This window comes from Thalassobium sp. R2A62 (assembly GCF_000161835.1).
Classification (GTDB): Bacteria; Pseudomonadota; Alphaproteobacteria; order Rhodobacterales; family Rhodobacteraceae; genus Thalassobium.
Genome location: NZ_GG697169.2, coordinates 607,574 through 634,572 on the forward strand (window position 1 = coordinate 607,574; position 26,999 = coordinate 634,572).

29 protein-coding genes and 1 pseudogene are annotated in these 26,999 nt (G+C 52.8%); 16 read left to right on the forward strand and 14 right to left on the reverse strand.

Annotated elements, in window-relative coordinates; translation table 11 throughout:
* Positions 1 to 181 precede the first annotated feature (181 nt).
* Positions 182 to 1,618: a calcium-binding protein gene (locus tag TR2A62_RS19455; protein WP_009159450.1), complete on the reverse strand. Its 1,437-nt coding sequence runs from the start codon at positions 1,616 to 1,618 to the stop codon at positions 182 to 184.
* Between the two features lie 258 nt (positions 1,619 to 1,876).
* Between TR2A62_RS19455 and TR2A62_RS03015 the strand changes: the two genes are divergently transcribed.
* Positions 1,877 to 2,650 (forward strand): 3-hydroxybutyrate dehydrogenase, encoded by a 774-nt coding sequence (locus TR2A62_RS03015; RefSeq protein ID WP_009158463.1) that lies wholly within the window; start codon positions 1,877 to 1,879, stop codon positions 2,648 to 2,650.
* On the forward strand, positions 2,651 to 3,685 hold the full coding sequence (locus tag TR2A62_RS03020) for a patatin-like phospholipase family protein (protein ID WP_009160095.1): 1,035 nt from the start codon (positions 2,651 to 2,653) through the stop codon (positions 3,683 to 3,685). It abuts the gene before it with no gap.
* Here the strand turns inward: TR2A62_RS03020 and TR2A62_RS03025 are convergent.
* The 5 genes from TR2A62_RS03025 to TR2A62_RS03045 all read right to left on the reverse strand — a co-directional run bounded on the left by TR2A62_RS03025 (position 3,682) and on the right by TR2A62_RS03045 (position 7,780).
* Positions 3,682 to 4,296 (reverse strand): LysE/ArgO family amino acid transporter, encoded by a 615-nt coding sequence (locus tag TR2A62_RS03025; RefSeq protein ID WP_009157434.1) that lies wholly within the window; start codon positions 4,294 to 4,296, stop codon positions 3,682 to 3,684. The genes TR2A62_RS03020 and TR2A62_RS03025 overlap by 4 nt on opposite strands.
* The gene (locus TR2A62_RS03030) at positions 4,296 to 5,033 is read right to left on the reverse strand and encodes a DUF502 domain-containing protein (protein ID WP_009159062.1); all 738 of its coding nucleotides are present in this window, start codon (positions 5,031 to 5,033) and stop codon (positions 4,296 to 4,298) included. Before TR2A62_RS03030 ends, TR2A62_RS03025 begins: the two co-directional genes overlap by 1 nt.
* An 84-nt stretch (positions 5,034 to 5,117) precedes the next feature.
* Complete coding sequence (locus TR2A62_RS03035) at positions 5,118 to 6,029, reverse strand: pseudouridine-5'-phosphate glycosidase (protein ID WP_009158031.1); 912 nt, start codon at positions 6,027 to 6,029, stop codon at positions 5,118 to 5,120.
* On the reverse strand, positions 6,026 to 6,913 hold the full coding sequence (locus tag TR2A62_RS03040; RefSeq protein WP_040820103.1) for a PfkB family carbohydrate kinase: 888 nt from the start codon (positions 6,911 to 6,913) through the stop codon (positions 6,026 to 6,028). Before TR2A62_RS03040 ends, TR2A62_RS03035 begins: the two co-directional genes overlap by 4 nt.
* Before the next feature lie 51 nt (positions 6,914 to 6,964).
* On the reverse strand, positions 6,965 to 7,780 hold the full coding sequence (locus TR2A62_RS03045; RefSeq protein ID WP_009158111.1) for a DUF4198 domain-containing protein: 816 nt from the start codon (positions 7,778 to 7,780) through the stop codon (positions 6,965 to 6,967).
* Positions 7,781 to 7,826: 46 nt separating this feature from the next.
* On the opposite strand from TR2A62_RS03045, the gene TR2A62_RS03050 reads away from it, so the two are divergent.
* The 3 genes from TR2A62_RS03050 to tsf all read left to right on the forward strand — a co-directional run bounded on the left by TR2A62_RS03050 (position 7,827) and on the right by tsf (position 11,017).
* Positions 7,827 to 9,116 (forward strand): HupE/UreJ family protein, encoded by a 1,290-nt coding sequence (locus tag TR2A62_RS03050; protein ID WP_223296063.1) that lies wholly within the window; start codon positions 7,827 to 7,829, stop codon positions 9,114 to 9,116.
* A 163-nt stretch (positions 9,117 to 9,279) separates the two neighbouring features.
* Positions 9,280 to 10,074, forward strand: coding sequence for a 30S ribosomal protein S2 (gene rpsB, locus TR2A62_RS03055; protein WP_009159759.1), 795 nt, complete (start codon positions 9,280 to 9,282; stop codon positions 10,072 to 10,074).
* A gap of 67 nt (positions 10,075 to 10,141) precedes the next feature.
* Positions 10,142 to 11,017, forward strand: coding sequence for a translation elongation factor Ts (tsf, locus tag TR2A62_RS03060; RefSeq protein ID WP_009160040.1), 876 nt, complete (start codon positions 10,142 to 10,144; stop codon positions 11,015 to 11,017).
* A 381-nt stretch (positions 11,018 to 11,398) separates the two neighbouring features.
* On the opposite strand, the gene TR2A62_RS03065 is transcribed toward tsf, so the two are convergent.
* The 5 genes from TR2A62_RS03065 to TR2A62_RS19480 form a co-directional block, all read right to left on the reverse strand.
* On the reverse strand, positions 11,399 to 12,160 hold the full coding sequence (locus tag TR2A62_RS03065) for a LuxR family transcriptional regulator (RefSeq protein ID WP_009158492.1): 762 nt from the start codon (positions 12,158 to 12,160) through the stop codon (positions 11,399 to 11,401).
* A gap of 105 nt (positions 12,161 to 12,265) precedes the next feature.
* On the reverse strand, positions 12,266 to 14,773 hold the full coding sequence (locus TR2A62_RS03070) for an ATP-binding protein (protein ID WP_009159302.1): 2,508 nt from the start codon (positions 14,771 to 14,773) through the stop codon (positions 12,266 to 12,268).
* Positions 14,774 to 14,814: 41 nt separating this feature from the next.
* Complete coding sequence (locus tag TR2A62_RS03075) at positions 14,815 to 15,318, reverse strand: oxidoreductase (protein ID WP_009160631.1); 504 nt, start codon at positions 15,316 to 15,318, stop codon at positions 14,815 to 14,817.
* A gap of 115 nt (positions 15,319 to 15,433) precedes the next feature.
* Positions 15,434 to 15,727, reverse strand: coding sequence for a hypothetical protein (locus tag TR2A62_RS19475; RefSeq protein ID WP_369699499.1), 294 nt, complete (start codon positions 15,725 to 15,727; stop codon positions 15,434 to 15,436).
* Between the two features lie 142 nt (positions 15,728 to 15,869).
* Positions 15,870 to 16,064, reverse strand: a complete 195-nt coding sequence (locus TR2A62_RS19480) for a hypothetical protein (RefSeq protein WP_369699500.1) — start codon at positions 16,062 to 16,064, stop codon at positions 15,870 to 15,872.
* A 309-nt stretch (positions 16,065 to 16,373) separates the two neighbouring features.
* On the opposite strand from TR2A62_RS19480, the gene TR2A62_RS03085 reads away from it, so the two are divergent.
* The 9 genes and pseudogenes from TR2A62_RS03085 (at position 16,374) to TR2A62_RS17480 (ending at position 23,074) form a co-directional block, all read left to right on the forward strand.
* A complete protein-coding gene (locus TR2A62_RS03085; protein WP_009159719.1) occupies positions 16,374 to 16,988 on the forward strand; it encodes a response regulator transcription factor in 615 nt (204 codons plus the stop codon).
* Between the two features lie 368 nt (positions 16,989 to 17,356).
* Complete coding sequence (locus tag TR2A62_RS03090) at positions 17,357 to 18,562, forward strand: PP2C family protein-serine/threonine phosphatase (protein ID WP_009159179.1); 1,206 nt, start codon at positions 17,357 to 17,359, stop codon at positions 18,560 to 18,562.
* Positions 18,563 to 18,643: 81 nt separating this feature from the next.
* On the forward strand, positions 18,644 to 18,883 hold the full coding sequence (locus TR2A62_RS03095; RefSeq protein WP_255346149.1) for an STAS domain-containing protein: 240 nt from the start codon (positions 18,644 to 18,646) through the stop codon (positions 18,881 to 18,883).
* Between the two features lie 17 nt (positions 18,884 to 18,900).
* Positions 18,901 to 19,296 (forward strand): ATP-binding protein, encoded by a 396-nt coding sequence (locus TR2A62_RS03100; RefSeq protein ID WP_150103550.1) that lies wholly within the window; start codon positions 18,901 to 18,903, stop codon positions 19,294 to 19,296.
* Between the two features lie 47 nt (positions 19,297 to 19,343).
* Positions 19,344 to 20,096, forward strand: a complete 753-nt coding sequence (locus TR2A62_RS03105) for a DUF3131 domain-containing protein (RefSeq protein ID WP_083791097.1) — start codon at positions 19,344 to 19,346, stop codon at positions 20,094 to 20,096.
* A pseudogene (locus TR2A62_RS03110) lies at positions 19,999 to 20,961 on the forward strand (DUF3131 domain-containing protein); the annotation flags it as partial. The gene TR2A62_RS03105 and the pseudogene TR2A62_RS03110, both read left to right, overlap by 98 nt.
* Positions 20,962 to 21,043: 82 nt before the next feature.
* Positions 21,044 to 21,310 (forward strand): DUF3131 domain-containing protein, encoded by a 267-nt coding sequence (locus TR2A62_RS19320; protein WP_255346150.1) that lies wholly within the window; start codon positions 21,044 to 21,046, stop codon positions 21,308 to 21,310.
* A 214-nt stretch (positions 21,311 to 21,524) separates the two neighbouring features.
* Complete coding sequence (locus TR2A62_RS03115) at positions 21,525 to 21,986, forward strand: peptidoglycan-binding protein (protein WP_150103448.1); 462 nt, start codon at positions 21,525 to 21,527, stop codon at positions 21,984 to 21,986.
* A 308-nt stretch (positions 21,987 to 22,294) separates the two neighbouring features.
* Positions 22,295 to 23,074, forward strand: coding sequence for a calcium-binding protein (locus tag TR2A62_RS17480; RefSeq protein ID WP_009160003.1), 780 nt, complete (start codon positions 22,295 to 22,297; stop codon positions 23,072 to 23,074).
* A gap of 419 nt (positions 23,075 to 23,493) precedes the next feature.
* Here TR2A62_RS17480 and TR2A62_RS03125 read toward each other — a convergent pair whose 3' ends face one another.
* Both TR2A62_RS03125 and TR2A62_RS17485 read right to left on the reverse strand, forming a co-directional pair.
* The gene (locus TR2A62_RS03125) at positions 23,494 to 23,829 is read right to left on the reverse strand and encodes a 4a-hydroxytetrahydrobiopterin dehydratase (protein ID WP_009160201.1); all 336 of its coding nucleotides are present in this window, start codon (positions 23,827 to 23,829) and stop codon (positions 23,494 to 23,496) included.
* Between the two features lie 122 nt (positions 23,830 to 23,951).
* Positions 23,952 to 24,443: a phenylalanine-4-hydroxylase gene (locus tag TR2A62_RS17485; protein ID WP_009160038.1), complete on the reverse strand. Its 492-nt coding sequence runs from the start codon at positions 24,441 to 24,443 to the stop codon at positions 23,952 to 23,954.
* A gap of 309 nt (positions 24,444 to 24,752) precedes the next feature.
* Here TR2A62_RS17485 and TR2A62_RS03135 point away from each other — a divergent pair, with 309 nt between their 5' ends.
* The gene (locus TR2A62_RS03135) at positions 24,753 to 25,214 is read left to right on the forward strand and encodes an Lrp/AsnC family transcriptional regulator (RefSeq protein WP_009159555.1); all 462 of its coding nucleotides are present in this window, start codon (positions 24,753 to 24,755) and stop codon (positions 25,212 to 25,214) included.
* A gap of 27 nt (positions 25,215 to 25,241) precedes the next feature.
* Here the strand turns inward: TR2A62_RS03135 and TR2A62_RS03140 are convergent, their stop codons facing one another.
* The gene (locus tag TR2A62_RS03140; protein WP_009160392.1) at positions 25,242 to 25,715 is read right to left on the reverse strand and encodes an Lrp/AsnC family transcriptional regulator; all 474 of its coding nucleotides are present in this window, start codon (positions 25,713 to 25,715) and stop codon (positions 25,242 to 25,244) included.
* 127 nt (positions 25,716 to 25,842) lie between these two features.
* On the opposite strand from TR2A62_RS03140, the gene hppD reads away from it, so the two are divergent.
* Complete coding sequence (gene hppD, locus TR2A62_RS03145) at positions 25,843 to 26,937, forward strand: 4-hydroxyphenylpyruvate dioxygenase (RefSeq protein WP_009159041.1); 1,095 nt, start codon at positions 25,843 to 25,845, stop codon at positions 26,935 to 26,937.
* Positions 26,938 to 26,999: the final 62 nt, after the last annotated feature.

A 26,999-nucleotide genomic window follows, 5' to 3' on the forward strand; every position in this document is an offset into this window, starting at 1 on the left:
TGCGAGCGGGTAAATGCTTATATAGAGAACACTGCTCGATAGGTTTCTTGCCTGTATGAAACCTGCCTCAATAACTTAACGCCCGCTTCGCGCGGGCGTTTTTTTTATGGCTATTTGATCTGTTCGACACAAAAAAGGCCAGCGTTTCCGCTGGCCTCGTTTTTGAGAGAATCGGGTGCGATTAGAGAAGCATGAAGTCGTCTTCTTCTTGCTCTTCGAAGTGATCGACCGTCAGTTCAACGAGATCGAAGTGACGCAAAATGACCTCGTTTCCTTCCTCATCTGACCGATAGACGTGCTTGCCTGTCTGAACCGCACCGGCGGTAAAGGCGTTAAACACCTCTTCTGCTGTCATTTCGGTGTCAAGGTTCAGCGTCAGGTGATCGTCCGCAGCCTTGAAGTCGCGAATGGTGGTTTTGGAAACATCGCCGGTCACGTCTACAGAGAATGTATCGCTGCCAATACCGCCCGAGAGCTGATCGATGCCTTCGCCAGCGTTCAGGGTGTCATCGCATGCGCCGCCGTAAAGTTTATCGTAACGTGCGCCACCGTCGAGGGTGTCGTCGCCCGAGTTGCCGTTCAATTTGTCGTTGTCAGCCCCGCCGTGCATAAAATCGTTGCCGTAGCCACCAGCCATCTTGTCGATACTGGCGTCACCGTATATCCAATCGTCGCCGTTGTTGCCTTGCATCCGGTCGCTGCCATTGCCGCCGTGAACGGTGTCGTTGTCATCACCTCCAAAGAGGTAGTCATTGCCTTCGCCGCCAACCAGGTTGTCTTCACCAGTGCCACCGAACAGTTCGTCGTTTCCGAGACCGCCGTTCATGACGTCGGCACCATCGTTTCCGTAGAGACCATCGCGACCCTCATCACCATAGATGATGTCTTCTCCGTCACCACCTTTGAGAATGTCGTTGTCTTCGCCACCGCTCAATGCGTCGTTGCTGTCGCCGCCATAGATCTCGTCTTTGCCAAGGCCGCCGATCAATGTGTCGTCACCGTTATGGCCATAGATCAAATCGTTGCCGTCATCGCCGTCGACATAGTCATTGTCGTCGCCTGCAAAGACAGTGTCATTGCCGAGCCCACCATTGATAGTGTCTTCGCCATTGCCGCCGTGAATGAGGTCGCGACCACCACCACCGGCGATGACGTCCGCGCCTTCGCCGCCTTTTAAGATGTCGTTGCCGCCCATGCCGTAGATCAGGTCATTCCCGTCATAACTAATCAGTTCATTGGCCTTTGCAGTGCCGAGAACATAATCGTCAGCGCTAGACGCTTGGTAGGTGACTGCGCTGTCGGCGGTCATAATGGATGTGCCCAAAAAGTTGGACGCTGAATACCAAGGCGCGTCTTCAGACGAGAAGAGCTGGTTCATCTTGGTGATTGAACGCGAGAAATCTGTGTAAGTGCCGTAGGTCACGATGATCTCGCCATTGACGATATCGTGGTATTCCATCCGGTCGATTGTACCAAACACTGGCAAGCCAGAGGCGGGATCATATTCGATGTCCGTGCCCTTTACGACGATACCGGTAAAGGTAGATCCTGTTTCGTCTTCGGTGTGGACGCCGTAAAAAAATCGTGTTGCGCCATCAGATGTAATTACTTCGGTCATTTTGATTGTGTCCGATTTGGTTTCAATGCTCGTGTTAAAGGGGCATTAACCAAGTAACTGTGTACTAAATGGTGCAGGTTCTGGGTCATATGGTGCCGAAGAAACAAACTGTTGCTGTTTCAAGAAAAGATCATTCGGCCCGTAATTGTTGATCAGGATGGTGGGGTGCCATCGCTGGAATGGTGGCTGTCTAAGGCTGTTCTTTGCAGGTGCAGCATTCTACAACAGTTCGGGAAACCCAATCACAGGACACGGCACATGACATTGGCAGGTAAGACAGCTGTAATCACAGGATCAAACTCGGGCATCGGTCTGGGGGTCGCGCGCGAACTGGCAAAAGCGGGGGCAAACGTTGTCCTGAATTCATTCACGGACCGTGACGAAGATTACGAACTGGCCCGTGATATTGCTGATGTCACAGGCGTGACCGCGACTTACGTCCAAGCTGACATGTCCAAAGCCGAAGATTGCCGACGTCTGATAGATGCGGCTGGTGGCTGCGATATCCTGATCAACAACGCTGGTATTCAATATGTAGCGCCGGTCGAGGAATTTCCGGTCGCGAAATGGGACGCGATTATCGCGATCAATCTCAGCTCGGCCTTCCATACAACAGCGGCTGCGATCCCTGGGATGAAGGATCGCGGTTGGGGCAGGGTGATCAACATTGCATCTGCCCACGGATTGACCGCATCACCCTATAAATCTGCCTATGTCGCAGCTAAACACGGGATCGTTGGTCTGACCAAAACTGTGGCGTTAGAGACGGCCCAGTTGCCAATCACCGCGAATGCGATCTGTCCGGGATACGTTTTGACGCCATTGGTCGAGAGCCAGATCCCCGACACGATGAAAGAATACGACATGTCCCGCGAGGATGTGATCAAGACCGTGATGCTCGAGCGGCAACCGTCCAAAGAATTTGCAACGACCCAACAGTTGGGTGGAACGGCTGCATTTCTGTGCTCTGACGCAGCCGCGCAAATCACCGGTACGACAATCAGTGTCGATGGCGGCTGGACGGCCTTGTAGATGACCAAACGGATCAATCTGGCCCTACAGGGCGGCGGTGCGCATGGCGCGTTCACATGGGGTGTGCTGGACCGCATTTTGGACGAGGACGACATTGAAATCGCTTCGATTTCAGGGACGTCTGCGGGTGCGTTGAATGGCGCTGCGTTCAAAGCGGGTTGGCAGCATGATGGCCGTGATGGGGCACGCGAAAATCTTAATTGGTTCTGGGGCCAAATTGGAGCCGTCCAGGACGACGGCCTCGCACAATGGATGTCAGTGGTGTCTCCTGATCCCGGTGTGTTGTCCAAGGCATTGAAATATTTACCTGCCTTTGTAGCGCGTGATGCGACGATGCGGATGTTCTCGCCGTATTCTTACGGGGCGCTCTACCAAAACCCGCTAGAGCCGATTGTTGAGCGGTTCAATTTCGAGGCCGTGTGTGGCGATCAGGGGCCAGATCTATTTGTCTGTGCGACCAATGTCCGTAGCGGGAAAATCCGAGTGTTTCAGGGGGACGAGGTCGGGCCAGAGGCGCTGTTGGCGACGGCATGTTTGCCGACTGTCTTCAAAGCGGTTGAATTCGAAGACCCTAAGACGGGACAGGTCGAGGCGTTTTGGGACGGTGGCTATACGGGTAACCCCGCGTTGTTCCCGCTGTTTTCAGAGACATATCCCGATGACATTTTGATCCTGAATATCAACCCCTTGCAGCGCCCTGATATGCCACGAGATGGGCAAGCTATTCAGAACCGAATTAACGAAATTGGCTTTAACACCAGCCTGTTACGCGAGCTGCGCGCGATTGATTTTGTCAAACGTCTATTGGCGGATGGAAATGTTCCCAAGGGCACGATGAAGGATGTGTTGATCCATATGGTCGCCGACGATGACCTGATGGTGAAGCTGGGTGTTGCGACCAAGATGATCCCACAGCCTGTTGTTTTGGCGAAACTCAAGGATGCGGGGCGCACGGCGGCAGATCGTTTTCTAACGGCGTATAAACAAGACTTGAACACACGCGCGACTGTGGATTTGGCCGCAATGTTCGCCTAGTGGCCGAGCCCCTGCAATAGTTGTAGCGCAATGGCCCACATCACAAGGCCGATGACTGTATCCAGCACGCGCCAAGAGCGTGCTGATTGCATCACGGGGGCCAAGAGACGCGCGCCGTACCCTAGTCCAAAGAAAAAGACGAAGGATGATGTCACTGCACCAGCCGCGAACAAAGTCTTGGCATCGGTGAGCGGGTAATTCGTCGAAACCGCGCCGATCAATCCAATCGTATCCAGATAAACATGAGGGTTCAGCAACGTGATGGCGGCGGCTGTGGTCAGCGTGGCGGCAAAGCCAGAAGAGGTGCCAGATAACACGAGGTCATAGTCACCCCGCCATGCCGCGACAAAGCGATTCAGTCCGTAAAAGAAGAGAAAAATCGCCCCACCAATCGCCATGATCATTGGGAGTTTCGGCCAAAGGGATACAATTGCACCGAACCCGATGACGCCCACGATGATCAAAATCGCATCTGAAACTGCGTAGAGCAAGCAGACCGCAAAGATATGTTGGCGCAACAATCCTTGGCGCAGGACAAAGGCGTTTTGCGGGCCGATGGCGAGGATCAAGGAGAATCCTGTCAAAAAGCCAGTGGCTGCAGGTTCAAACATTACTCGGGGGCTTCGTCCGTGACGCCGCCTTCGCCGTTTGGATAAACGAGACCTGCTGAAATCACGAGTTTGGCCGCGTCTTCAACCGACATATCAAGCTCGATGATGTCTTTGGTTGGAAAGAACAACAAAAACCCTGAGGTGGGGTTCGGCGTTGTTGGCACAAACACCGATGTCATTGGGCCGGTGTTCGCTTTGGTCAACACTTCGCCCTTGGTGTGAGTGGAAATGAACGCGATCGCCCAGATGCCCTTGCGCGGGTATTCGATCAAGCACGCCTTTTCAAAGCTGGCTTCGGTCTGTGCGAACACCGTCTCGGCCAGCTGTTTAACGCCGTTATAGATCGAACGCACGACTGGCATCCGGCTGACGACACCTTCGCCCCAGCGCAGGAACGAGCGACCAATGACACCTTTGGCCATCCAACCGATGAGCATGGTGAACAAGAAGAAGATAATAACGCCGATGCCGCGCACGTTGATGCGGGTATCTTGACCAAGCCATTGGCGAATGCGGCTGTCTTCGCTGACATACTGGTTGATCAGGTTCGCGGGTTCGATTGCATCGGGCAAAAAGGGCAGGACAACACCGTCAATCCAGCCAACCACGCTCCAAATAAGCCATAGGGTCAGACCAATCGGCAAGACCACGACGAGACCCGCCAAAAAGTTGGTCCGCAGACGCGCAATCATGCCGCGGCGGCGTGTGTCATTGTTTTCGTCAAAGGGGCTAGTCATCAATGTCGTCCGGTACAGTGCATTGGCTTATGTAGGCAATTGGGACGTGCGCCACAATGACCAGTCTCAGCAACGGTGTGTTTTTCAGCGTTTGGCAATCTCTTGGGCGATTTTTGCCGCCAATTTCGCATTATTCAACACCAATGCGATGTTGGCGGTCAGAGATGCACCCTCGGTCAGCTCGAATATGTGGCCCAATAGAAATGGTGTCACAGCCTTGGCGCTGATTGACTGTGCGTCTGCTTCGCTTAGGGCCTGTTCAATGATTGGGTTGATGACCTCTTGGGGAATTTCGGCGTCTTTGGGGATCGGATTGGCGATCAGCTGCCCGCCCTCTAGCCCCATATCGCGGCGCACGATCTGCGCATGGGCGATGTCAGCGGCGCTATCCATTCGCAAAGGTGCGCTATGTTGCGATGCCGCGGACCAAAACGCGGGAAAGCTGTCTTGGCCGTAGGCGATCACGGGCACGCCAAGTGTCTCGAGAACTTCGAGCGTCTTAGGGACGTCGAGGATCGCCTTGGCACCAGCGGCGACCACTGTGACGTCGGTTTTCGCCAGTTCGCGCAGGTCGGCAGAGATATCAAAGCTGTGTTCAGCGCCACGGTGAACGCCGCCAATGCCGCCTGTCGCAAAGACGCTGATACCAGCGAGCCGCGCTGCGATCATTGTAGCTGCAACTGTGGTTGCACCTGTTCCGCCGGTCGCCATGCAGGCCGCCATGTCAGCGCGCGACAGTTTGGCGACGTTTGTCGATTGGGCGAGGGTGGTCAGCTGCGTTTCGGTCAGTCCGATGTGCAGTTGTCCGTCCATAACGGCGATGGTTGCGGGTGTGGCGCCATGTGTCCGCACCGTTTCTTCGACCACACGGGCCGTTTCTACGTTTTGCGGATAGGGCATCCCGTGGGTGATGATCGTGCTTTCCAACGCAACAATCGCAGTTTTATCTGCAACGGCCTTTGCGACTTCGGGCGAAAAGGTGAGGGGGAAGGTCATAGTGAGGTGTCTCCTGAGACGTAGGCAGCTGCGGCGTTCAGCGCGCGGGACAGTGCAGTTGGGCCATCGGCGCCCGCTGCTTCTGATGCAATATGGGCCGCCATGAATGTGTCACCCGCGCCCGTGACCCGTGTCACCAGAACAGGTGGAGGGGTTTGCGTAATCAGATCAGCGCCAGAGGCCACTGTCGTGGGGTCGCCCCCTTTGGTCACAAGCACACGGTGCGCGCCCCGAGAAATCAGCGCACGCGCGGCGTCTGCGCTGGTCTTAAAGGTGGTTTGGCACAGATATCCGGCCTCTTCACAGTTCAGATAGAGCGTGGCCGTTGGGTGGTTCAACAAGGGCAGCAATCTGGTCGCTTTGCCCGGTGATGCTGGCGCGACACGCAAGTCCGCCCGCGCAAACAGTGGGCTATGGGCGATATCCGTCAGCAAAGCCTCGGTTAGGTTGCCGTCGAGCGCGATCAAACCGTCAAACGGCTGTTCTGCGCTTCCAAGTGTTCCATCTTCTAGGGGGCGAAGGATCTTTTCGCCCGCTTTTTCAAGGGAATGTGCGTCAGCGATCGCGGCAATTAGACCGTTTGCACCCTCGATCGCCATATAAATGTCTGTTGGTAAGTCGTCGGAGCGATAGAGATGCTGTGAAATCAGTCCCATTTGATCTGTTGCTGCAATCAGCTCGGCGCCTTCGGCGTCACGTCCTACTGCTGACAATAGAACAGGCACCATATCAAAGCGGCGCAACGTCATTGCGATATTTAGGGCGACACCACCCGGGATGCGGCTGATCCGGCCAGGTACGTCGGAGCCGGGGCTCATGTAGCTGGCAGTCCGGCCGACCACGTCCCAAAGTACGGATCCGATGCAAAGAATTTGATCTGTCATGATCTCTGTAATGACCCGATGCGCAGGCGTCCGCAAGTATCGATGCGGCAGTTATTCTGCTGGCATCGCCCAAGTTAGAGACGCCCAGACGGTTTCCCATACGGCATCTTTTTCAGCGGCTAATTCAACGGACGGTTCGCGCAAAACCACGTTGTCGGCGAGATAGCGGTAGCCGGGTTTGACGGGGAGCGTACCAACGCCGTCATTATCGGTTTTGTACAACTCAATGGTGACCGTGCCGTCAGGTGCCTTGGTGAATAGTTCGATTTGTGCATCTGGTCTGGGGCTGCCCTGATACAAGAGTCGGACCTGAACAGTGTCGGATTGGTCAACATAAGGGTTGGTCAGCATCACAAATTCGATCTCGAGCCCGAGCGCTTGGTCAGCCCCTTCGCCAGACCCGACAGCGACGACAGATTTCGCAAATCTCGAATACGCCTCCCAGAAATTTGTGAGGGGCAGGTCGCGGGCTGCGTGACGGGTGGCAACGTCATCGAATTTCTTGTGATCCGCAAAGGCGAGCCATTTGTCCCATTCTTCGTACTTCACGCGGCTGTCGGTCGAGACATAGCTGAAAACATGCAGGCCATCTTCGGGTGCAGTTACGTTTAGGGCTGGGCGATCACCCGTCCGGCCCGCGACGGGCTGTGTCGTGCCATCAACCGAAAGATCAAAGAGCCGAAAGCGTTTTTCAAAGAACGACAGTTTTACGCCGTCGAAATTTTGACCGTTTATGAGGTCGCCAACGATGTTTTCACCATTTTCGACTTGAAACTCTTTGGGTTCGATCCAAAACTCATGCCCGAGCGTCGCGCTACTCGTAAGTATGGCAAAAGACGTAGCAAATACAGATAGGGCAAGACGCATGGCGATCTCCAAAAATTTGGAACTTAGGGTGGCTTTGGCACGTGTAATGTCAAGTGCAATCGCGTTGTGGCTCGCGCTGAGTTTACCATTGGCCGCACATGAAGTGTTTCCGTCCATCCTAAATTTGCGGGCTGACGACGGGCAAATAGTGATGGAGCTCGACTTTAGCGCCGAGGCGATCATGGCTGGGATCGATCTGGACGGGGTCGAGGATACGGACGCTGCAGAGAATGCGACCGACTATGACGCCTTGCGCGCGCTTGATGTTCAGGCGCTGGCCGACATGTGGGCGGGTTACTACTCGACGTTTGCTCCGAACTTTACCGTTTTGGCGGATGGCGAACCTGTTGCGCTGATTAATGTGTCTATCATTGTGAACGACGAGATTGACCCAGAGCTCGCTCGGATCAGTACAGTCACACTGTCGGGGGACTATGCAGGCGACGCCGAGACGTTTCAAATCGGCTGGGCACGTGAATACGGCACCTTGGTCGTACGTCAAAACGCAATCGCAAATGCGCCTTTTACTGGTACGGTATCTGAAGGCGATCTGACGCAGCCGTTCTTGATCAATGGCGGCACGGTTTTGTCCGGCTGGCAGGTGTTTCTGGACTACATTCCAGCAGGTTTTGACCACATCATTCCACTAGGGTTGGACCACATTCTGTTTGTCTTGGGTCTGTTTTTCCTCGCGGCGACTGTGCGACCGCTGTTGTGGCAGGTCACCATGTTCACGCTGGCACACACTGTAACGCTGGCTCTTGGCGCTTTGGGTGTGGTCAACATTCCTGCCAGCATCGTCGAGCCGTTGATCGCCGCATCCATTGTTTATGTTGCTGTAGAGAACGTGTTTACCGAGGGGCTGAACAAATGGCGCCCCGCGATCATCTTTGGCTTTGGTCTGTTGCATGGACTGGGATTTGCATCCGTGTTGGGCGACTACGGCCTGCCAGAGGCTGCGTTTATCCCCGCGCTCATCGGGTTCAACATTGGTGTCGAGGGCGGCCAGCTGACGGTTATCGCGGTGGCATTTCTGGTATCTTATGCGGCGCTGCGTGCCAGCCGAGTGGCGGGAATGGAGACCATGGTCGTCTACGGTTATATCCTTCTCGCGTTGATCTTTGGCGCGCTTTCGATCTTGGAATTGCCCGAATTCTTGAATGTCTATTTGGTGCCATTCCTGTTGCCGCTTTTGGTGCTCAGCTTGCTGTGCGCAGTCTGCACAGCGGCGTCGAGTGTTGGAACCGCTGCCTACCGCCAATTCGTGTCGATTCCGGCGTCGCTGACCATCGCGGCTGTTGGGATTTACTGGGTGATCGAACGGGTCTTTTTCTAGCGCTAAATGAACGCTTGCGCCGTATAACTCAGCCCGTTATACGGCGCGCACTAAATCCCGCAGGTTGAGGCGGGCCTATTGGGGAGAAATCCCAAGATGGTCCACCGGTTGTGCATCCGCACTCACCCTCAGCCAAGGCGAAAACCGGAAAAGGAAAACGGACATGGCTCTACCCGAGTTCACCATGCGCCAGCTCTTGGAAGCAGGCGTTCACTTTGGTCACCAGACACAGCGCTGGAACCCAAAGATGCAACAATACATCTACGGCAGCCGCAATGGCATCCACATCATGGACCTGACACAGACAGTTCCAATGCTGGACGCAGCACTGAATGTTGTGCGCGAAACTGTCGCCAAAGGTGGCCGCGTTCTCTTCGTCGGCACCAAGCGTCAGGCACAGCGCCCGATTGCAGATGCTGCTGAGAAATCCGCACAGTACTACATGAACCACCGTTGGTTGGGCGGCACGCTCACTAACTGGCAGACTGTTTCGCAGTCGATCAACCGTCTCAAGTCTATCGACGAAGCTATGGAAACCGGTTTCGAAGGTCTGACTAAGAAAGAGCGTTTGGGCATGGAACGTGACCAAGGCAAGCTTCAGGCGTCCTTGGGCGGTATTCGCGAAATGGGCGGTGTTCCTGATCTGCTGTTTGTCATCGATGTACGCAAGGAAGACCTGGCCATCGCAGAAGCGAAAAAGCTGGGCATTCCTGTTGTAGCTGTTGTCGACACCAACTGTTCGCCAGACGGCGTGGACTATGTCATCCCGGGCAACGACGACGCAGCACGTGCGATCGCGTTGTATACCGATCTGGTCGCTCGCGCGGCTCTGGACGGCATGACAGCACAGATGGGCGCCGCTGGCATCGATCTGGGCGAGATGGCCGAAGCGCCAGTCGAAGAGGCAGTTGCTGAAGAAGCGCCTGCTGCTGAGGCTGCACCAGCCGCCGAAGGCTAAGTGATATAGGCGAGGGGGCTTTGGTCTCCTCGCACCCCCTTTAAATTCTGATTTAAGGAACCTCCAAATGGCGATTACAGCTGCATTGGTGAAAGAACTGCGCGACAGCACAGGCGCAGGCATGATGGACGCTAAAAAAGCGTTGACTGAAACAGATGGCGACATGGAAGCTGCGGTTGATTGGCTGCGCACCAAAGGTCTCGCCAAAGCTGCCAAGAAATCCGGGCGTACTGCGGCAGAGGGTCTCGTGGCCGTGAACGTTGCTGGCGGCAAAGGTGTTGCTGTCGAAGTGAACTCGGAAACTGACTTTGTTGGTAAGAACGCCGATTTCCAAGGCATGGTTGCTTCGATTGTGAATGTCGCAATAGACGCGTCGGACGTAGACGCGCTTAAGGCTGCAGAGATCAACGGCAAATCTGTTGAGACAACAATCACAGACGCAATCGCGACGATCGGTGAAAACATGTCGGTTCGCCGCATGGCATCACTCGAAGGTACATCCGTAGTGTCCTACGTCCACAATTCGGTTACGACCGATATGGGCAAGATCGGCGTTTTGGTTGCTCTGTCTGGCGACAACGAAGCGTTTGGCAAGCAGGTTGCGATGCACATCGCAGCTGTGAACCCAGCGTCTTTGTCCGAAGCTGATCTCGACGCAGCCGTTGTTGAGAAAGAGAAAACAGTTCAGATGGACATCGCTCGTGAGAGCGGCAAGCCAGAAGCAGTGATCGAGAAAATGATTGTTGGCCGCATGAAGAAGTTCATGGCCGAAGTCACTCTCTTGAACCAGCAGTTCGTTGTGAACCCTGACCTGACAGTCGAAGCGGCAGCGAAAGAAGCTGGCGTTGAGATCACTGGTTTTGTTCGCCTCGAAGTAGGTGAAGGCATCGAAGTCGAAAAAGAAGACTTTGCAGCTGAGGTTGCTAAAGCCGTCAAAGGGTAAGTCCCACTGATAATTTTAAGAGGCCGTGCAGGAGACTGCGCGGCCTTTTTTGTTGGGTATAGTTGAAAACAAAACGGCACCGATCGGGATCTGATCGGTGCCGTTTATGGCACGGACCATCTGGGAACGAGGGACACGTGCAAAGAAGATGCTGGTTTCCAAATGGCCTAGCCATCCACAAACCAGCGCCCGGTTACCCGGAGCGGACTGTCTGCTTTGAAATCACAAAGGGTCCCATCCCGCTGCTCCTGGGCCTTAGGCCACCACTCACGAAGCTGCACCAATATGATCAGCCCGCGGAAAACAGTTAAAGTGTGGTTACCCTTACCTTTGGGCAGCCAAATGCAACCTCTAGGCGAGGTTTGGTGTCAGGGGCGCATGCTATCCGGCGCGATCGAGCACATACATCTGATTTTGGAACGCAGCTTTGAGCACGGCTTGGGCCGTGGTTTCGACACCCAACGCGTCACGGGCAAGGCGAAGGTGTTTTTCGACAGTCGCAGAGGTCCGCAACAAAATGGTTGCGATGTCTTGTGTTGTTTTACCGTCGCCGACCCATTCAAGAACCTCGCGTTGGCGCGATGTCAGGGGACGGCCGCCAAAATGGGGCAGGGTCAGGATTTTGAGGTGCAGCACATTGTTCATAACAATGAGATCGGTACCATGCCGGTGCCAAACCTGATCGATGGCCTCTTGGCTCACGTCTTGGCGGGCCGTCAGCGCGATCGCCCCCTTGGATCGGGCAGAAACCGATTTTAAGCTCACGGTATAACCGCCTGTCGTATTCATCTTTTGATTGAACTCGATGACGTCCATTTCGGCTTGCGAAAACGCACCCTGTTCGATCTGATCTTGGATCCAAGACCAACTACATGCACCTGCGTTTTCCAACGCCCAGTTTACCATTGGCGCGTCATCATAGAGGCCCGCGTCCAGAAATTGGTTCATGTATTCAGGTGGTTGGTTGGTCAAGATGACCATGTCTTCGATGTCGCCCAGAGATTTGTTCGTCCGTTGGCGCGTGTAGCCATAGATCAGACGGTCAAACCCGTAGGTCGCCATCTTGTCACAGTGCTGTTGCCAGAGCTCTTCTAACGATTGTGCGTTTGTGATCGTGTCCAAATATTGGATAAGGACTGTCATCAGGGCCCTTGTGCTCATAGCAGTATTGAGCAGACCATGCAGGACCAATTAGGCGAATTCAACAACTCGGGTTTGCATTTTCCGCGATTTGCCACCGGTCGAGCGTCAGGCGTCAGATAAAAGCTCGGTCTTGGTTTGGGTCCAGATAGTTTTAATGCCGCCGACTTCAGTATTTACAATGCTCGAATCACCTTCTCTGGCTGCTCTTTCGATGACCTTTAGGCTTTCGCGTAGTCGATCGGCACCAAATACCGCGGCGCTGCCTGCGACCTTATGACTTTTTTCTGCGATTTCGAGCAGATCTTGGGAGGCGTCAGTCGATAACCAATCGTGGAGAGTGTCGACTTCGGTCATGAAACGGGCCCGCAGTTTTGCGAATGCGTCTTCACCCAGGGCCTCTCGGGCTTCGGCACTGTGCGAATGATCGACCATAGGGGGCGTGTTGCTTGGTTTGTCAGCGCTGACGTCATCCAACAGATTGTTCAAAGCGTCCCTCGAGAGTGGTTTGGTCAAGATCGCGTTCATGCCATCCTTAAGAAATTTTTCTTGCTCTTCGGGCATCGCATTTGCAGTCAACGCCACGATCCGCGTCTGGGCAGATTCACCGCCTTGGCTTCGGATCAATCGGGTCGCTGTGCGTCCGTCCATAACCGGCATGCTAATGTCCATCAAGATCAGGTCGTAATTGGTCGTAAGAGCAGCCTGCGCGCCTTCTTCGCCGTTATGGGCAAGAGCGACGGTATGGCCATTCGCTTGGAGCATTTCGCTCGCGATGATACGGTTGATTTCGTTATCCTCAACCAACAGGACCTTTAGCGATACATCCGATCGTTTTATGGGCTTTGTCTCAGTTGTTACGGCTGGCGCCGTGGCTGGGATAAGCGGCAGAGTGACCCAAAAGGTGCTACCAAAGCCGGCTTTGCTCTCGACACGGATATCGCCACCCAAAGCATTCACAAAGCGTTTTGCGATACTTAGCCCCAAACCTGTGCCGCTAACATCACGATGATAGGAAGTGTCGCCGGTGACGAAGTCATCAAAGACACTCTTGACCAAGTCTTCGGTCATTCCAGGACCTGTGTCCTTGATTTGAATTTGAAGCGTTGGGTTGTCGTGCTCTTTGATCTCTTCGACTGTAATATCCACCCGACCACGTTTGGTGAATTTCACCGCGTTGCCAATAAGGTTAATCATGACGTGCTGTAGTCTGTCATGGTCAGATAGAATCCAGCTTGTTTCCTCGCTCAACCATTTCCACGTCAGTGACGTTTCGTGCTTGGACGCTGCGCTGCTTTGGTTGTCCACAATGTCCTGCAACAGAGCCGAGATATTGACTGGTCCAAGCCGCGTGTCCAATTTTCCAGCATCGTAGCGCGTGATGTCTAGGACGTCTGAGATGTGGTTCATCAACAGGCGACCGGACGTTTCCATATACCCGACATATCTATCTTGCGCTGTGTCGAGGTGGGTATCCCGAAGTAGGCTCATGTTTCCCAATAAACCGTTGAGCGGTGTGCGAATTTCATGGCTCATGGTCGCAAGAAAATCAGTCTTAAGCTTCTCTCCGGCCAAGGCTTTGTCACGGGCCATCACAAGTTCGGCCTCGTCCGCAACGCGTCTTGAGATGTCTCGGATGAACGCGATGTATATTTCGCCTTGATCCGTCTTTGCTGATTGTACGGCCAGTTCCACGGGAAAAACGCTGCCGTCGAAATGCTTGGCTTCAAGCTTGACACGACCTTGGCCAACGACTCTCCTTTTATCGTTAGTCTGTGCGCGGTTGCCCCCTAAATCGAGCGTGTTTTGTATGTGTTTGGGGATGATCAAATCGATGATATCCAGCCCCAAGACGTCTAACTTTCGGTGGCCAAAAATGGTCTCGGCGGCAGGATTGAATTCGATGATCTGCCCGTTGGAATCAGTCACAATGACGCCGTCCAAAGAAGTGCCCATGACTGTGTTCATCCGCTCTGACGTTTGATTTTTCTCTTGTTCACGTCGGGAGATGCTGGCGTTCGAGCGGTTTAGAAACCATACGGTCAGTGCAAGAGCCCCGATCAGAGTCGCGATTGCGATCGCGAGTTGCATCATCGTGCGGGCCACAGCTTGGCGCTGATTGTCAGATTTTTCCGCAAAGATATCGAGGCCGGAATTCGACAAAGCCCGAACGACAGGACGAATATCGGCTGTTGTGGTCTGCAGGGCAGGGAGCTCTTGGGTAATTTCAGCATCAGATGCATCGATGATTGGTACGCTGTTTACCAAAAATGCTGACACGTCGTTAAGGTAGTCTTGGGATGTTGGGTTTTGCCGAACGATATCAAAAACTTGGGCTTCGCGGATGGTTGCGATGCGGCTGTAGAACACATCGAACTCGCGCCGGAGCGTCGGAAGCTCAACTGGCGTCATGTTCAATTGTTCTTGGTAGTTTAAGAATTCAACTTGGGTTTGGGCGAGCGACCATTGGATGTTGTCCGACTTTGCCGAGCCAAGCAGACTGATTTCGCGCGAAACATTATATGTAAGCAAGGAGATTGCGGAAATCGCAATGAAAGCGGCCAGCACAGCAAAAGTACGACCTGCCGTGTTTCTTTCACGGGCCTTTGTTGCCAACGCAATGATCCTCTCTTTGGGCTAGGTGTCGGTTTCGCCCGTTATTCAACCAGTTCAATCCTGTCGAGCTGCCAAATGCTTCGTGAGTATACGACCTCGGTTCGGTAGTCGGGACTGCTGTCGTACGGGTAAATCAACCACAGTGGGCCTTTGTCTCGGACGGACATTTCTTGGTCGTTCAACATATAGGCAATAATTGGACCACCTTCGATTGCATCGCTGATCGGAATACTGACGGTGTAGTCATTAATGGCTGTCGCCAAAAGTTCTCCGGCGTCTGCACCGATCAGCGTCGCCAAGGTGACGAGCGATACACCTTTGAATTTCTGGATGTCGGTCGTCCAAATAGTCTCTGTTTCGACTATCTCAGAAGGCAGGGCCATCAAGCTATCAAGATCAAAGACCAGTGTTTCGCCAACATTTGTCACGGCAATGCCGCCCGTGATCGTCAAAATTGCATCGCCAGTTGGTGCTGTAATCTCTTGAGCCTGTAGGCTCGTTACTGCGGCCACCGCAAAGCTAAAAACCAATGGTATCAAATGCATAAACTTTTTCCGTACGTTAAAATTACAAGTATTTGGTCACACGTCTTGCCAAAATGCATTTGGGCATTCGGATAGTTAGATATCCGTTAGAATAGGTTGACTATTGGGCGCCGGCTTATGCGACCAGTTCGAGCGGCGCGCGGCGCGCCACCAAGAAATGCGCGTAATCGTCGCGCAGTTCCGGACGAATAGGGGCATATGCTGTGGTTGCTTGAACAAAGCCTTGGATCGAACCGCAATCAAAGCGTTCGCCTTGGAAACTGAGACCCGTGACGCCAACTGAAGCAACATCGGCGCAGGGCTTTTCCACCAAAACGCGAACATTGGCGAGGGGGCCGCTTTCATGCGTTACGTCTAGGTCGCCGTAGTTGCTTGTTGCGGCGCGAGGCACCTCCATCGTGGCGAGCATGTGACCGCCAACCTGGGCATGGGCCTCAACCATCTGTTACAGCGCACCACGAGGGCTCTTGATGACGTCATCGGGCAGGAACAACAGTCAATGAATCGTTGCCAATGTGGCATTTGGCGTGGCCCATGCCCACGAGCTGCGCCTAGCGTTGAATTGTCAGAGCGACTTCGGGCTTGCCGCTTTGTGTCAAGCGGTGCTCTAGGGTAGCGGCAGTGTCAAAATAATCTTCTAACGCGCTCTTACCGGCCACATAAACGGATATGAATTCTTCTATTCGAGCCCCCGGCGCTTCGTCGATCACATATAAAATGAGGGGTAGATCGACGAGCGTCAGCATCTCTATTGCAGCTGACTTCGTGACAGGGCGGGAACAAGTGCTCGTGTCAACGACGCAGGAAGCGGCTATGCGAATCGACAGCCTTTCGAACATTGTTAACAAACAATCTGAAGAAGTGTCGCTTAAATGCACGGCTCAAGCAACGACGCAGAAGGTCAGTGTTTACCCCCTAATGGAGGCATTTATCGCCCATTGAAGTGGTGACCAATTCAAAAGGATTTAAGAAAGTTGCCGATTTAACATGACTTAGGCTGTCGAACGGTCATATTGTGAGAATAGTCAGCCTTAGGAGGTCGAAGAATATTTACTATGAGAATATTGATTGCGGACGATCATGAACTTTTGCGCGATACCTTGGTTTTGTATCTGGGGAACGAAGGGGGCATTGAAACAGAGTCAGTTGGAACACTGAAGGATGCAATTGAGGCCATCAATTCAAGCGAGGCATTTGACCTCGTTCTGCTCGACTACAACATGCCTGGGATGAACGGCCTCTCTGGACTTAAAGAAGCGCTTGAAACAAATGGAGGGCAAAAAGTAGCCCTGATTTCTGGCGAAGCGTCTAAACAAGTCGCCGAAACGGCTCTAGCTGCTGGAGCTGCTGGATTTGTTCCAAAGTCGCTGCCGGCCAAGTCGCTTGTGAATGCAGTGAAATTCATGGCGATGGGCGAGCAATATGCGCCGCTCGATTTTATGACTGCTGAAGAAGAGCCTGAAACGCACGAGCTGGCAAAAAATCTGACCCAACGCGAATTGCAGGTGCTCGAAGGGTTGACGCAGGGCAAGTCAAACAAAGAAATTGCAAGGGACTTGGAGATCCAAGAACCCACGGTCAAACTTCATATGAAAACGCTGTACCGTAAATTAGAGGCATCCAACCGAACGCAAGCCGCGTTGATCGCTCGTGAAGCGGGGCTATTCTGAAATACCCAGCAGGATAGGAGGCGGAACAAATGAGCGCGCCACTTGTACCATAGCGCATCATCGGTGAGCCAACTGCACATGCTAGTCTTCTGTCAAGGAGACAACATATGACAGAGAGAAAATATGACAGAGAGAAAGGCGCGGCGGGATATAAAGCCGACGGTTATCTCTCTGGCACCCAAAATTATGTAGGCCGTGTTTTGGGGCATTAAAATCTCTGATAATTTTGTCGCCGTTTTCCCTCTTTTTTTGGCGGCTTTACCAGCTATTAAAGGTAGCGAGACAGTATATAGACTGCCGCAGCGCGCATTTGTGTCCTGTGGGAAAAATTCATTTTTTGGGTTTCATACCCCGTGGAAATTAGTGTGATGTCTACCGCTAGGTTAAAAATTATTGTTGCTGAGGACAGCGAAATCCAACGGTTGTATTTGTGCAGCCTGTTGGACGCGATGGGTCACGAGACAATCCCCGCAGAAGATGGACAGCAAGCCTTGGCCTTGCTGCAAGACAGCAAGGCTCAGATTGTACTAAGCGACCTTCAGATGCCGAATTTGAATGGCATTGATTTGACCCGCAGTATTCGTGCGCTTGATCTCGACCGGTATGTCCATGTCATCGTGATAACCGGCAGCGATGAGATCGACGTGCGGCAAGAGGCTCTTGAGGCTGGTGTCGATGACTTCTTCACCAAAGGTGATAGCCCAACGATGCTCAGGGCTCGCATCATGATAGCAAGCCGTTCCGTGACCCATGCCGCTGAGCTGGCGAAACGCACCCAAGTCCTAAAAGAAGCGAATGATCGAATCTTGGATGACCTGCGCGCCGCGGCCGCCGCACAACAACAACTGTTGCCGGATATCCAAGACGACATCTTGGGGTTTAAGGTTGCGTCGGCATTTGTTCCGTCTGCGATTGTATCAGGCGATATGTTTGGGTGCTCTCTTTTGGATGATGAAACTCTCGGGTTTTATGCGGTCGACGTGTCTGGCCACGGCGTTCACGCATCGTTGTTGTCGGTCGCGATTGGCCATTTGATTACGCCAGAATATTTCCGCGATAAAGCGCGGACAAAAGACGGGCTCTTTGATCCTGCAAATCTCGTTGGTGCGTTGAATGTTCGGTTCAGCGCAGCAGACAATGCCGAATACTTTACGATGTTTTGCGGGCTGATTGATAAGTCATCTGGCAACTTGGTTTATTGTCAGGCGGGGTATCCTTCTCCGTATCACGTGACCAAAGATGGCATTGCGACACCCGTGGGGGACGGTGGTTTCCCTGTTGGGATGATCGCTGCTGCAACCTACGAGAACAGATCCTTGCACGTCTCAAGGGGCGACGCACTTGTGATGTGCTCGGATGGCGCTTCGGAAGCTGAAAACCCGAATATGGAACCCTTTGGAAATGATCGCGTACAAAACGCGGCCGCTAGTCTTAGTGAAATCGGCGTTCGGAATTTCCCCGATGCTCTGGTGGACCAACTCAAAGAATGGCGTGCCGGGCACCCTATAGAAGACGACCTAACAGTCGTAGCATTAGAAAGAAGCGAAGAAGATGATCCCGACAATACAACATGAAAATTAGATCACAGTCTTCCGGCCTGGGGTCGATCGATTGACCGCTCTGAAGCCAATGATTTCAAGGATGAGGTCGTAACCTTGATCCTAAAGGGGGCAAGCCTTCTGGTGTGTGACTTCCAGGATGTGTCATTCTTGGATTCGTCCGGACTGGGATCTCTGGTTGGACTTCTAAAGATCATAGGTCACCGCGGCGAACTCACCGTTTGCGGATTGGACGCTGAGGTCGAGCAAATGTTCCGCATCTGCCGGATGGACCGTGTTTTTACGGTTCATAGAACCGCAAATGATGCCGTAGACGCGATGCGCAGCAAGCTGTGATCAAACACACCCATTATATGCTGACCGTCCTCGAGAATGTGGACGCCGCCGTGCTGGCGCTCAAATCAGTCGTGGTTGATGTGTTGGGGGCTGACGTCCTGATCCGTTTTGAGATTTGTTTGGCCGAAGCTCTGGTCAACCTCGTCAAATACGCTGCATCGGATGCGACAGATGCTGTGGTGCAGATCGACCTGCGCGAAGGCAACGAAAGGGTTCGCGTAGATATCTATGATCCAGAAGGCACGCCCGTGTTTGATGTGCGGGCTCACGCCAAGGATCTTTCAAAAATCGAACTTATGACCGAAAGCGGCCGTGGTTTAGGGATCATCATGCAATGCGCAGATGATGTTTCGTATGGGGCCGTAGGCAGACGCAACCGTCTGGCTCTAGATTTTCTGAAAGAGGCAGTGTGATGCAGTATTAAACAAATGAGAATTTTTCCAAGAAGGGGAAAACAATGATGCCCAAGACACCTTTCTTAAAGAACTTGGTTATTTCGAGTGCGCTCGTGTTTGCTCCGATCGCTCATGCACAGGAGACGCTTCCAGCTGGAAAAACGCTAACAATTGATGGCGTCACATTGGATGGCGAAAGCTACAACAGCGTCACCATCAGCTCTGAGACGCCACTGACGCTGACTGTGTCAGAAGGCGGCCATTCCGTAGCGACGTGTGATCGCGACCGTGGGCGCAGTTCGACACCGCACTTTGGACGCAATGGTGAACTGACACCGCGTGAAATGGAAATGGCCCAAACCGCTTGGTGTTATTTCGAACGGAATTACCAAGAGAGCACCGGTTTGGTGAATGCGGTGAATGGGTTCCCGTCGACCACGATGTGGGACACGTCATCCTATATCAGTGGTTTAGTCGCGGCTTACGAGCTCTGCATCGTTGATAAACGCGTGCTTGATACTCGCATCGCAGAACTGACCAATACGCTCCGTAATTTGAGCCTCTTCGAAGGTGAAGCGCCCAACAAAGTATGCAACGCTAGCACCGGTCAAAAGGTGAACTATGCAAATGAGCCGGGCCAAGTTGGCATGTCTGCAAATGACATTGGTCGGCTTTTGATCTGTTTGCGGATCATTAAGGAAAAATATCCTCATCATTCTAATGCGGTCGATAACATTCCGATGCGTTGGAATTTCTGCTCTTGGATGTGGACTATTGCTCGTGACCCAAATCGAAAAAATTGGCGCCGCAACGGCTGAGAGCGCCCAATCGAATAGCGGTGCTATAGATGCGTTCGAAGAGACCCAACCGTTGCTTCTGGCTCCGACTGGCACCTCGCGTGAAAACGACTTCGAATACGCTCGGATCGCATGGACTTACTTTGCCAATAACACCAATCCGGACACAGGGTTGGTCAATTCGACGAACAACTATCTCTCTACCACCATGTGGGAAACGGGGTCCTATTTTGTTGCGACGATCTCGGCTGACACACTTGGCGTCATCCAAAGCGATGAAGCCATCGAACGCATCGGCAAGGCGCTTGATACGTTGATTGAGATGCGTTTGTTCGATGATCTCTTGCCGAACAAAGCCTATGATGTCCGCGACGGTGGTCTGGTAAATTACGGCAACAAGCCCGTTGAGCGCGGGTTAGGTTGGTCGGCGTTAGACATCGCAGGAATGGTCGCGGCACTCTCCCATGTCGAAGCGAACTATCCTGTGTTCGCTTCTAAGACGGCGGCCCTGATCAACCGGTGGGCCTTGGATGAGATGGTAAAGGATGGCCAATTGATTGGCGGCAATATGGCCGATGGCAACCCGCGCTATGATCAAGAGGGGCGGGTCCGCTACGAGCAATACGCGGTCAAGGCTATGATGCTATTCGGCTTTGATATGTACCGCGCCTACGATGCGTCAGCACATCTGATGGTCAAGGACGTCTTGGGGCATCCTATTCCCGTCGATGACCGTTTGCACCGGAACTTGACGCCTGCATTCACGGCTATCGAGCCGTATCTGTTCGATGGTTTGGAATTCGGGTTTGACGCTCGGTCTTTGCGTTTTGCCTCGTCAATCTACAAGGCCCAAGAGCAACGCTATCGCGACACAGGGATCCTAACTGCTGTCAGTGAGTCGCATATCGATCAGGCGCCATACTTTATCTATTCGTCTGTCTGGGGCGGGGGGGGCGCCTTGGGCTGTGATGAGCTTTTCGGGCGAGCGCCTAGACAGCAAGCGCACCGTCACGACCAAGGTCGCATTTGCATGGGACGCACTGTTCGGCACCGAATATACCCAAGAACTGATCGACGCGATCGCCCCGCTTGGGGACACTGATGTTGGTTGGCGCGAAGGGATTTACGAGATTGACGGCACGACTAATTCGTCAGTGACGGTAAACACAAACGCGGTCGTCCTCGCATCGCTTGCATTTCGTGCAAATGGCCCATTGATCCGAGCCGGCCAATGAACATTGTGCGCTCAATCATCCCGTTCGTTCTCGTCGCGGCAGCATCACCTGTACTTGGTCAGGCGTGCGTATCATCTACTTTTGATAGGTCAGTACCAGGCGCGCAAAATGTGGTTTCACATATCTCGGATGTACCTTCGGTTCAGTTCCCTGCGTTCTGGCAAGAAGGGACCCTCGACATGTATCGGTATCGTATTTTTCAAACGGTGACGGAGTGGTCACAAGTGCGGAGCGTAACGCTGAATGGAGAATTGCGTTTTCTTGCGCCAAGAACGCAGAAAGCTGCACGTACGAGACCAAGGGCACGCCGCCTGAGACCACTGATGGCGTGTCCAAGAGGCTAGGGGCGTGCTTGCTTGGACGGGATATGGCATCGGCTCCGAAACCAGCCGACGACAGCATGGTTCTCGAAGTGCCCGATGGACTTGCTACTCTAGAGGCCCAAGGAGATGGCGTTGTCGCCTGTGGCAGAGCGCTGGCCGACGAGTTGACTGAAGCGGCCACATTGCAGCGATTGCTGAAAATGGCAGGAGCAGATCCGGGTCCGATTGATGGATTTCTTGGACCAAAATCGTTTGCTGCAATGGACGTTTTCGTCGAAGATGCGGGCTGGGGCACATCCATTTCAAACACCATCGAATTGTTGGATAAACACCTATGCTTGGTGTACAACTAGCACGCGATTAGGGGGTTTTTGCCCCAAGAACCCGCGGCTCTTTACCGTAATTCTTCATTCTGTTTTCACGTCAATTATGGCGAAAACCCTGCTTTTTTAGCATGTTATATCCGATCTTCCTGAACTTGATAACTCTTTGAGTGGCGCACCTATCCGTTCGCGCAGCTAAGCATCTATTTGCGCCTTCGCATTTTGTTTTCCAGTCGGTGAAAGAGGGAACACTACTATCCACCCTCCATTGGGCAAGGTGATTTCGAGGCCTCTGAAATCATCTTGCCCACTCTCTTTAAGATAAAACTGGAAGAGACATGGCATTAGTAGTGAACGCACCGGTACAAGAGGTGATCGGAACCAAAGTAAACGATGACATTATCGACGGATTTGCTGGCAATTCTGGGACCGTAATGGATACGTCAGCGCCTGAAGCGATCAAATCGAACGGTCTTGAAGGTGATGATAAGATCGTCACAAAAGACGCCAACGACCTAGCCGCTGGCGACATGTTTGGTGACGAGTGGACCTTCATTGATGGCGAATGGGTCTATGACGAAAGCGCAGTAGTCCTATCCGATTATGGTATGGCATATTCATACCACGACGTGATCGTGACAGGGCAGGGGAACGATGTACTGCTCGGGAATGGCGGCAATGATCACCTCGACGCTGGCGCTGGCGGTGACCGCATCATTGCGGGCCGCGGCGACGATGTAGCATTTGGTGGAGCAGGTAATGACCGCATTTATCTCGAAAACGGCAACGATGTAGCGGAGGGCGGTCATGGCGACGACGTAATTAACGTGGGCGCTGGTGACGACATCGTGTATGGAGACAACAAAGACGATAATCTGCTCGAGAATTTGTCTTCCAACAGCACGACGTTCGACGGGTTGGTCGAGGGCGGCGGATGGACAATGACCGACAAAGACGGTCAATCGCAGATTTCGCAATCAGCATCGACAGTTGCTGGCGAAACATACACAATTTCGTTTGACCTTGCGGCTAACTTTGGTGGCGGTCACGCTGCTGGGGCCGTTCAAGTCATTTGTTTTGAGGTTCGGAATGTGCCGCAGGATATTGATAATAATTAATATTAATCGGACTTCTTATCAAAAAGCGTAGTTATTTATATTACATAATACTGATTATGCGAATGGTGAGTATAGTCTTACCTAACTCCAGCTCCCAAGCAACTTGCACCAGAACTCAACGTCCTCCACACATTCGGTATGCTTAGGTCATTTGCGAATTCTGAACATCCTTACTGATCCCAGTCCAACCCAGTTGGACAAACGGCGCGACATGATGGCGATCCTAGGATGAAGTCTGCTGATGGGACAACACAGCGGCAACTCATCGAGCACTTGGGGTTCGTTCGAGCGTTGATCGTTTATTTTTCAAAGTCGCGAGGATTCTCAGATCCTTGCTGCCTGTCAGAAACGGATGTGGACGGCCCTGCCCGGTATGACGGTAGCGATCCCAAGGCCGACGATGACATTCGTCACGACCATCAGGCTGCAGCAGCAGCCACCTTTGCCGCGCAGATGAAGTCATTTTCGGTCAACCGTCCCAGTTCATGCGACGTAAAGGTGACGTGGCAGTAGCCCCAGCCGAACGCGATATCCGCATGGTGGCCTTCCTTGTCGCTCAGAAACGCTAATAGGTTGGCTGTGTACACCGCCTTGGCAAACCCCTTGAATGCGAACTTTCGTGTAAGTGTCTGTGCTTGGGCGTCCATCTCCCAGCTCGGGTCTAGATCGGTTTTCAGCTTTCCAATCTGGTCGTCGGTCAGCTCGGGCGCCCAACCGTCGCAGGCTGCGCAATTCTTAGAAGTTAAGTCGCTCATTGGATTTGCTCCCCTTTGTTCTTTAGCGGATATGACGGCGCATGAAGGCCCAGTGCCTTGGCATGGCGAATATCGGTAACCAAGTCGCGCTCGGCTGCTTCAAGAAGTTGGTCCACATTCTCTCAGGCGAAATAGATCGGTTGATTGATGTCGATGCGGTAAGGTGTTCGCAAAATATCGATGATATCAAAAGGTTTCCGGACGACTGTCGGCTCGTTTATCGAATGATCCAGCTCTCCTGGGGATGAGGCTAGCCCAGAGCCTAGGGCTTTGATTTCATGTCCCTCGCGGATCAAGCCAAACTCGACAGTGAACCAATATAGGCGGATTAACCAAGAGTATTCAGACTTGTCGCATTTGGTTCCAGTTTCACCAAGCTTCTGCGAGAATTTTGCAAACCTGGGGTCGGTCAAGAGTGGTGTATGGCCATAGATTTCATGGAAAATATCGGGCTCTTCTATGTAGTCGAAATCTTCGCGACCTCGAATGAATGACGCGGCTGGAAATGTGGCCTTGGACAGCATTCCAAAGAACTGTGAGAACCCGATCAATGCGGGCACTGGCTCGACCTGCCAGCCCGTCTGATCCATCAGCACTTGGCGACTTTTACGCATTGAGGAACTCGGTCAGTTGGCAGGTTCAATGCCCTCTGCCCTCTAGAAACGGACTCGCGGCAAGCGCATCTACCCGTTGCTGTTGCTGAGCGACGAGGTCGTGCCAGATCCGATCTTCTTCCTTTGTGTACTCGATCCAGCCAGAACTATCGGACTTTTTCGCGGAGTATTTTGTATCCTTGGGCGTCTCTGTCTCCCTATCATTAGGGGTAGATTATTCCAGACTGATGGAAATAAGTCGCCTAGAGTCGCATCTTTTGAACGGTTTGCGGTAAAATTTACCCTCAAAACCATAAGCGAGGAAAAGATTTGCTCGTTAGATTTGAAAAACTGATCCTGAAGTCGCTTCAACGCAATGGACGGGCGAGTACGCAGGAATTGTCAGACGCCGTTGGGCTGTCGCCCTCGCCCTGCTGGCGTCGTGTCAAACGGCTTGAGGATGATGGGTTTATCCTTCGGTATGCGGCAATTCTGGACCGCAAGAAGCTTGGGTTGAATGCGTTTGCGCATGTTCAGGTTTCGCTCGTTGATCATAGTGAAGAGTCGATCGAATTCTTTCAGGCATTCATTGCACGTGAAGAACAGGTGTTGAAATGTGCCTCGATAACTGGGGATTTTGATTTTGTTCTCAAAGTCGCGGCGACGGCCCCCGAGGCTCTTGAGCGGTTCATCATGCACAAGGTTCTACGATTGGGCGTTGTGTGGACGACCACGACGACATTCATTCTGCGACAAATGAAGGTTTCAGGTGCGTTGCCAATTGATGTTTGAGGTAGGACAGAGCCGCCCTGCCCCATATTAGGTCAAGTGATCCAGCGGTAGCGCGGTGTCGTCTTTCATCTCACCCATAACAATTTGGCTCTGTACGCGGCCAATCCCTTTGTGGGGTAAGAGAACGTTCTGAATGAGAGCGTTCAGATCCGGCAAGCCAGAACAGAACACACGAAAGATGTAGTCGTCTTCGCCCGTTAAGGTCCATGCCGCAACAACCTGTGGCTGCCTGTTCACCAATTCGAGGATCGACTGGTGTGTCGCCCGTGTTTGCGATTCCGTCTGGATTTGTATGAACGCCTGCACATCAAGCCCAAGCGCCTTGGGGCTCAGTCGAAAAACAGAGCGGTCGATAAAACCCTCTTGTTCAAGCCGTTGCCGGCGTCGCCCGATCTGCGAGGCGGACATGCCCAGGTGTTTTGACAGATCGATAGCAGAATGCGGGCCTTCGCTTTGGAGGGCCGCTAAGAGTTTGATATCTAACGAATCGAGCTGAAGCATGCGGATATAGTGCGTATTTTACATTATTCTTGCAATATTAACGCAATAATTTTAAAAATCTTACGCCACTTTGCGCACCGAACGCGCCGACACTGGCCTATCTTTGTGGAAATCAAGGAGATAAGCCATGGGACCTTTCCCGCATGATGCGCCAAAGTCGACAATCACCCCCGAAAACCCAGCAGGAACAGACGGATTCGAGTTTGTTGAGTTTGCTCATGAAAATCCAGACGAGCTGAGAGAGTTGTTTGGGAAAATGGGATATGTGCATACGGCGACGCATAAATCCAAGGCCATTGAGCTTTGGCAGCAAGGTGACATCACCTATGTGATCAACGACGAACCTGAGAGCCATGCACGCCGTTTTGTTGATCTGCATGGGCCCTGTGCACCTTCAATGGGCTGGCGTGTTGTGGATGCGCAGCATGCGTTCGATCATGCTGTATCCAAGGGCGCGACACCCTATCTGGGCGATGATAAGGCCATGAACGTTCCCGCGATCGAGGGCATTGGCGGTTCGCTGATTTACTTTGTCGAAGAGTACTATGAGGCAAACCCATACAACGAAGAATTTGACTGGGTGAGCAAAACCCATCCCGAGGGCGTTGGTTTCCACTACTTGGACCACCTCACCCACAACGTACACAAAGGGAACATGGACGTCTGGTTCAAGTTCTACGGCGATCTGTTTGGTTTCAAGGAAATCCGTTTCTTTGACATTGAAGGCAAATTCACCGGCCTTCTTAGTCGTGCGTTGACGTCGCCCTGTGGCCGGATCCGCATTCCGATCAACGAAGACCGTGGTGAAACTGGTCAGATCGTTGAATATCTCAAGCAGTACAAAGGTGAAGGTATCCAACATATCGCTGTCGGTGCTTATGATATTTACGCATCAACCGATGAAATCGCGTCGCGTGGAATCAAGTATATGAAGGGCCCGCCTGAAGCATATTATGAGCTTAGCAAAACACGCGTCGTGGACCACGAAGAACCCATTGACCGGATGAAGAAGCACGGGATCATGATTGACGGAGAAGGCGTCGTTGGTGGAGGGGAAACCCGTATCCTGTTGCAGATTTTCTCAAAAACCGTGATCGGCCCGATCTTCTTTGAATTTATCGAGCGCAAGGGTGATGATGGCTTTGGCGAAGGCAACTTCAAAGCGTTGTTTGAAAGCATTGAGGCGGATCAGATCGAACGCGGTGTTTTGAGTGACGTCTAAGACATGAACACTATTGGCACCCCGACAGAATTCTATTGGGATGCCAAAACAGATCGGCCCGC

Bases quoted from the DNA above. Each gene is read 5' to 3' on its own strand.
- TR2A62_RS03085 (WP_009159719.1), top strand. From the start codon at position 16,374: ATGAGAATATTGATTGCGGACGATCATGAACTTTTGCGCGATACCTTG.
- tsf (WP_009160040.1), top strand. From the start codon at position 10,142: ATGGCGATTACAGCTGCATTGGTGAAAGAACTGCGCGACAGCACAGGC.
- TR2A62_RS03045 (WP_009158111.1), bottom strand. From the start codon at position 7,780: ATGCGTCTTGCCCTATCTGTATTTGCTACGTCTTTTGCCATACTTACG.
- TR2A62_RS03140 (WP_009160392.1), bottom strand. From the start codon at position 25,715: ATGCTTCAGCTCGATTCGTTAGATATCAAACTCTTAGCGGCCCTCCAA.
- TR2A62_RS03040 (WP_040820103.1), bottom strand. From the start codon at position 6,913: ATGACAGATCAAATTCTTTGCATCGGATCCGTACTTTGGGACGTGGTC.
- TR2A62_RS03125 (WP_009160201.1), bottom strand. From the start codon at position 23,829: ATGAGCGACTTAACTTCTAAGAATTGCGCAGCCTGCGACGGTTGGGCG.
- TR2A62_RS19475 (WP_369699499.1), bottom strand. From the start codon at position 15,727: ATGCTCGCCACGATGGAGGTGCCTCGCGCCGCAACAAGCAACTACGGC.
- TR2A62_RS19320 (WP_255346150.1), top strand. From the start codon at position 21,044: ATGAGCTTTTCGGGCGAGCGCCTAGACAGCAAGCGCACCGTCACGACC.
- TR2A62_RS19480 (WP_369699500.1), bottom strand. From the start codon at position 16,064: ATGCTGACGCTCGTCGATCTACCCCTCATTTTATATGTGATCGACGAA.
- TR2A62_RS03105 (WP_083791097.1), top strand. From the start codon at position 19,344: ATGCCCAAGACACCTTTCTTAAAGAACTTGGTTATTTCGAGTGCGCTC.
- TR2A62_RS17480 (WP_009160003.1), top strand. From the start codon at position 22,295: ATGGCATTAGTAGTGAACGCACCGGTACAAGAGGTGATCGGAACCAAA.
- TR2A62_RS03025 (WP_009157434.1), bottom strand. From the start codon at position 4,296: ATGTTTGAACCTGCAGCCACTGGCTTTTTGACAGGATTCTCCTTGATC.
- TR2A62_RS03100 (WP_150103550.1), top strand. From the start codon at position 18,901: ATGCTGACCGTCCTCGAGAATGTGGACGCCGCCGTGCTGGCGCTCAAA.
- TR2A62_RS19455 (WP_009159450.1), bottom strand. From the start codon at position 1,618: ATGACCGAAGTAATTACATCTGATGGCGCAACACGATTTTTTTACGGC.
- TR2A62_RS03015 (WP_009158463.1), top strand. From the start codon at position 1,877: ATGACATTGGCAGGTAAGACAGCTGTAATCACAGGATCAAACTCGGGC.
- TR2A62_RS03030 (WP_009159062.1), bottom strand. From the start codon at position 5,033: ATGACTAGCCCCTTTGACGAAAACAATGACACACGCCGCCGCGGCATG.
- TR2A62_RS03065 (WP_009158492.1), bottom strand. From the start codon at position 12,160: ATGACAGTCCTTATCCAATATTTGGACACGATCACAAACGCACAATCG.
- TR2A62_RS03035 (WP_009158031.1), bottom strand. From the start codon at position 6,029: ATGACCTTCCCCCTCACCTTTTCGCCCGAAGTCGCAAAGGCCGTTGCA.
- rpsB (WP_009159759.1), top strand. From the start codon at position 9,280: ATGGCTCTACCCGAGTTCACCATGCGCCAGCTCTTGGAAGCAGGCGTT.
- TR2A62_RS03020 (WP_009160095.1), top strand. From the start codon at position 2,651: ATGACCAAACGGATCAATCTGGCCCTACAGGGCGGCGGTGCGCATGGC.
- TR2A62_RS03090 (WP_009159179.1), top strand. From the start codon at position 17,357: ATGTCTACCGCTAGGTTAAAAATTATTGTTGCTGAGGACAGCGAAATC.
- TR2A62_RS17485 (WP_009160038.1), bottom strand. From the start codon at position 24,443: ATGCGTAAAAGTCGCCAAGTGCTGATGGATCAGACGGGCTGGCAGGTC.
- TR2A62_RS03050 (WP_223296063.1), top strand. From the start codon at position 7,827: ATGTCAAGTGCAATCGCGTTGTGGCTCGCGCTGAGTTTACCATTGGCC.
- hppD (WP_009159041.1), top strand. From the start codon at position 25,843: ATGGGACCTTTCCCGCATGATGCGCCAAAGTCGACAATCACCCCCGAA.
- TR2A62_RS03075 (WP_009160631.1), bottom strand. From the start codon at position 15,318: ATGCATTTGATACCATTGGTTTTTAGCTTTGCGGTGGCCGCAGTAACG.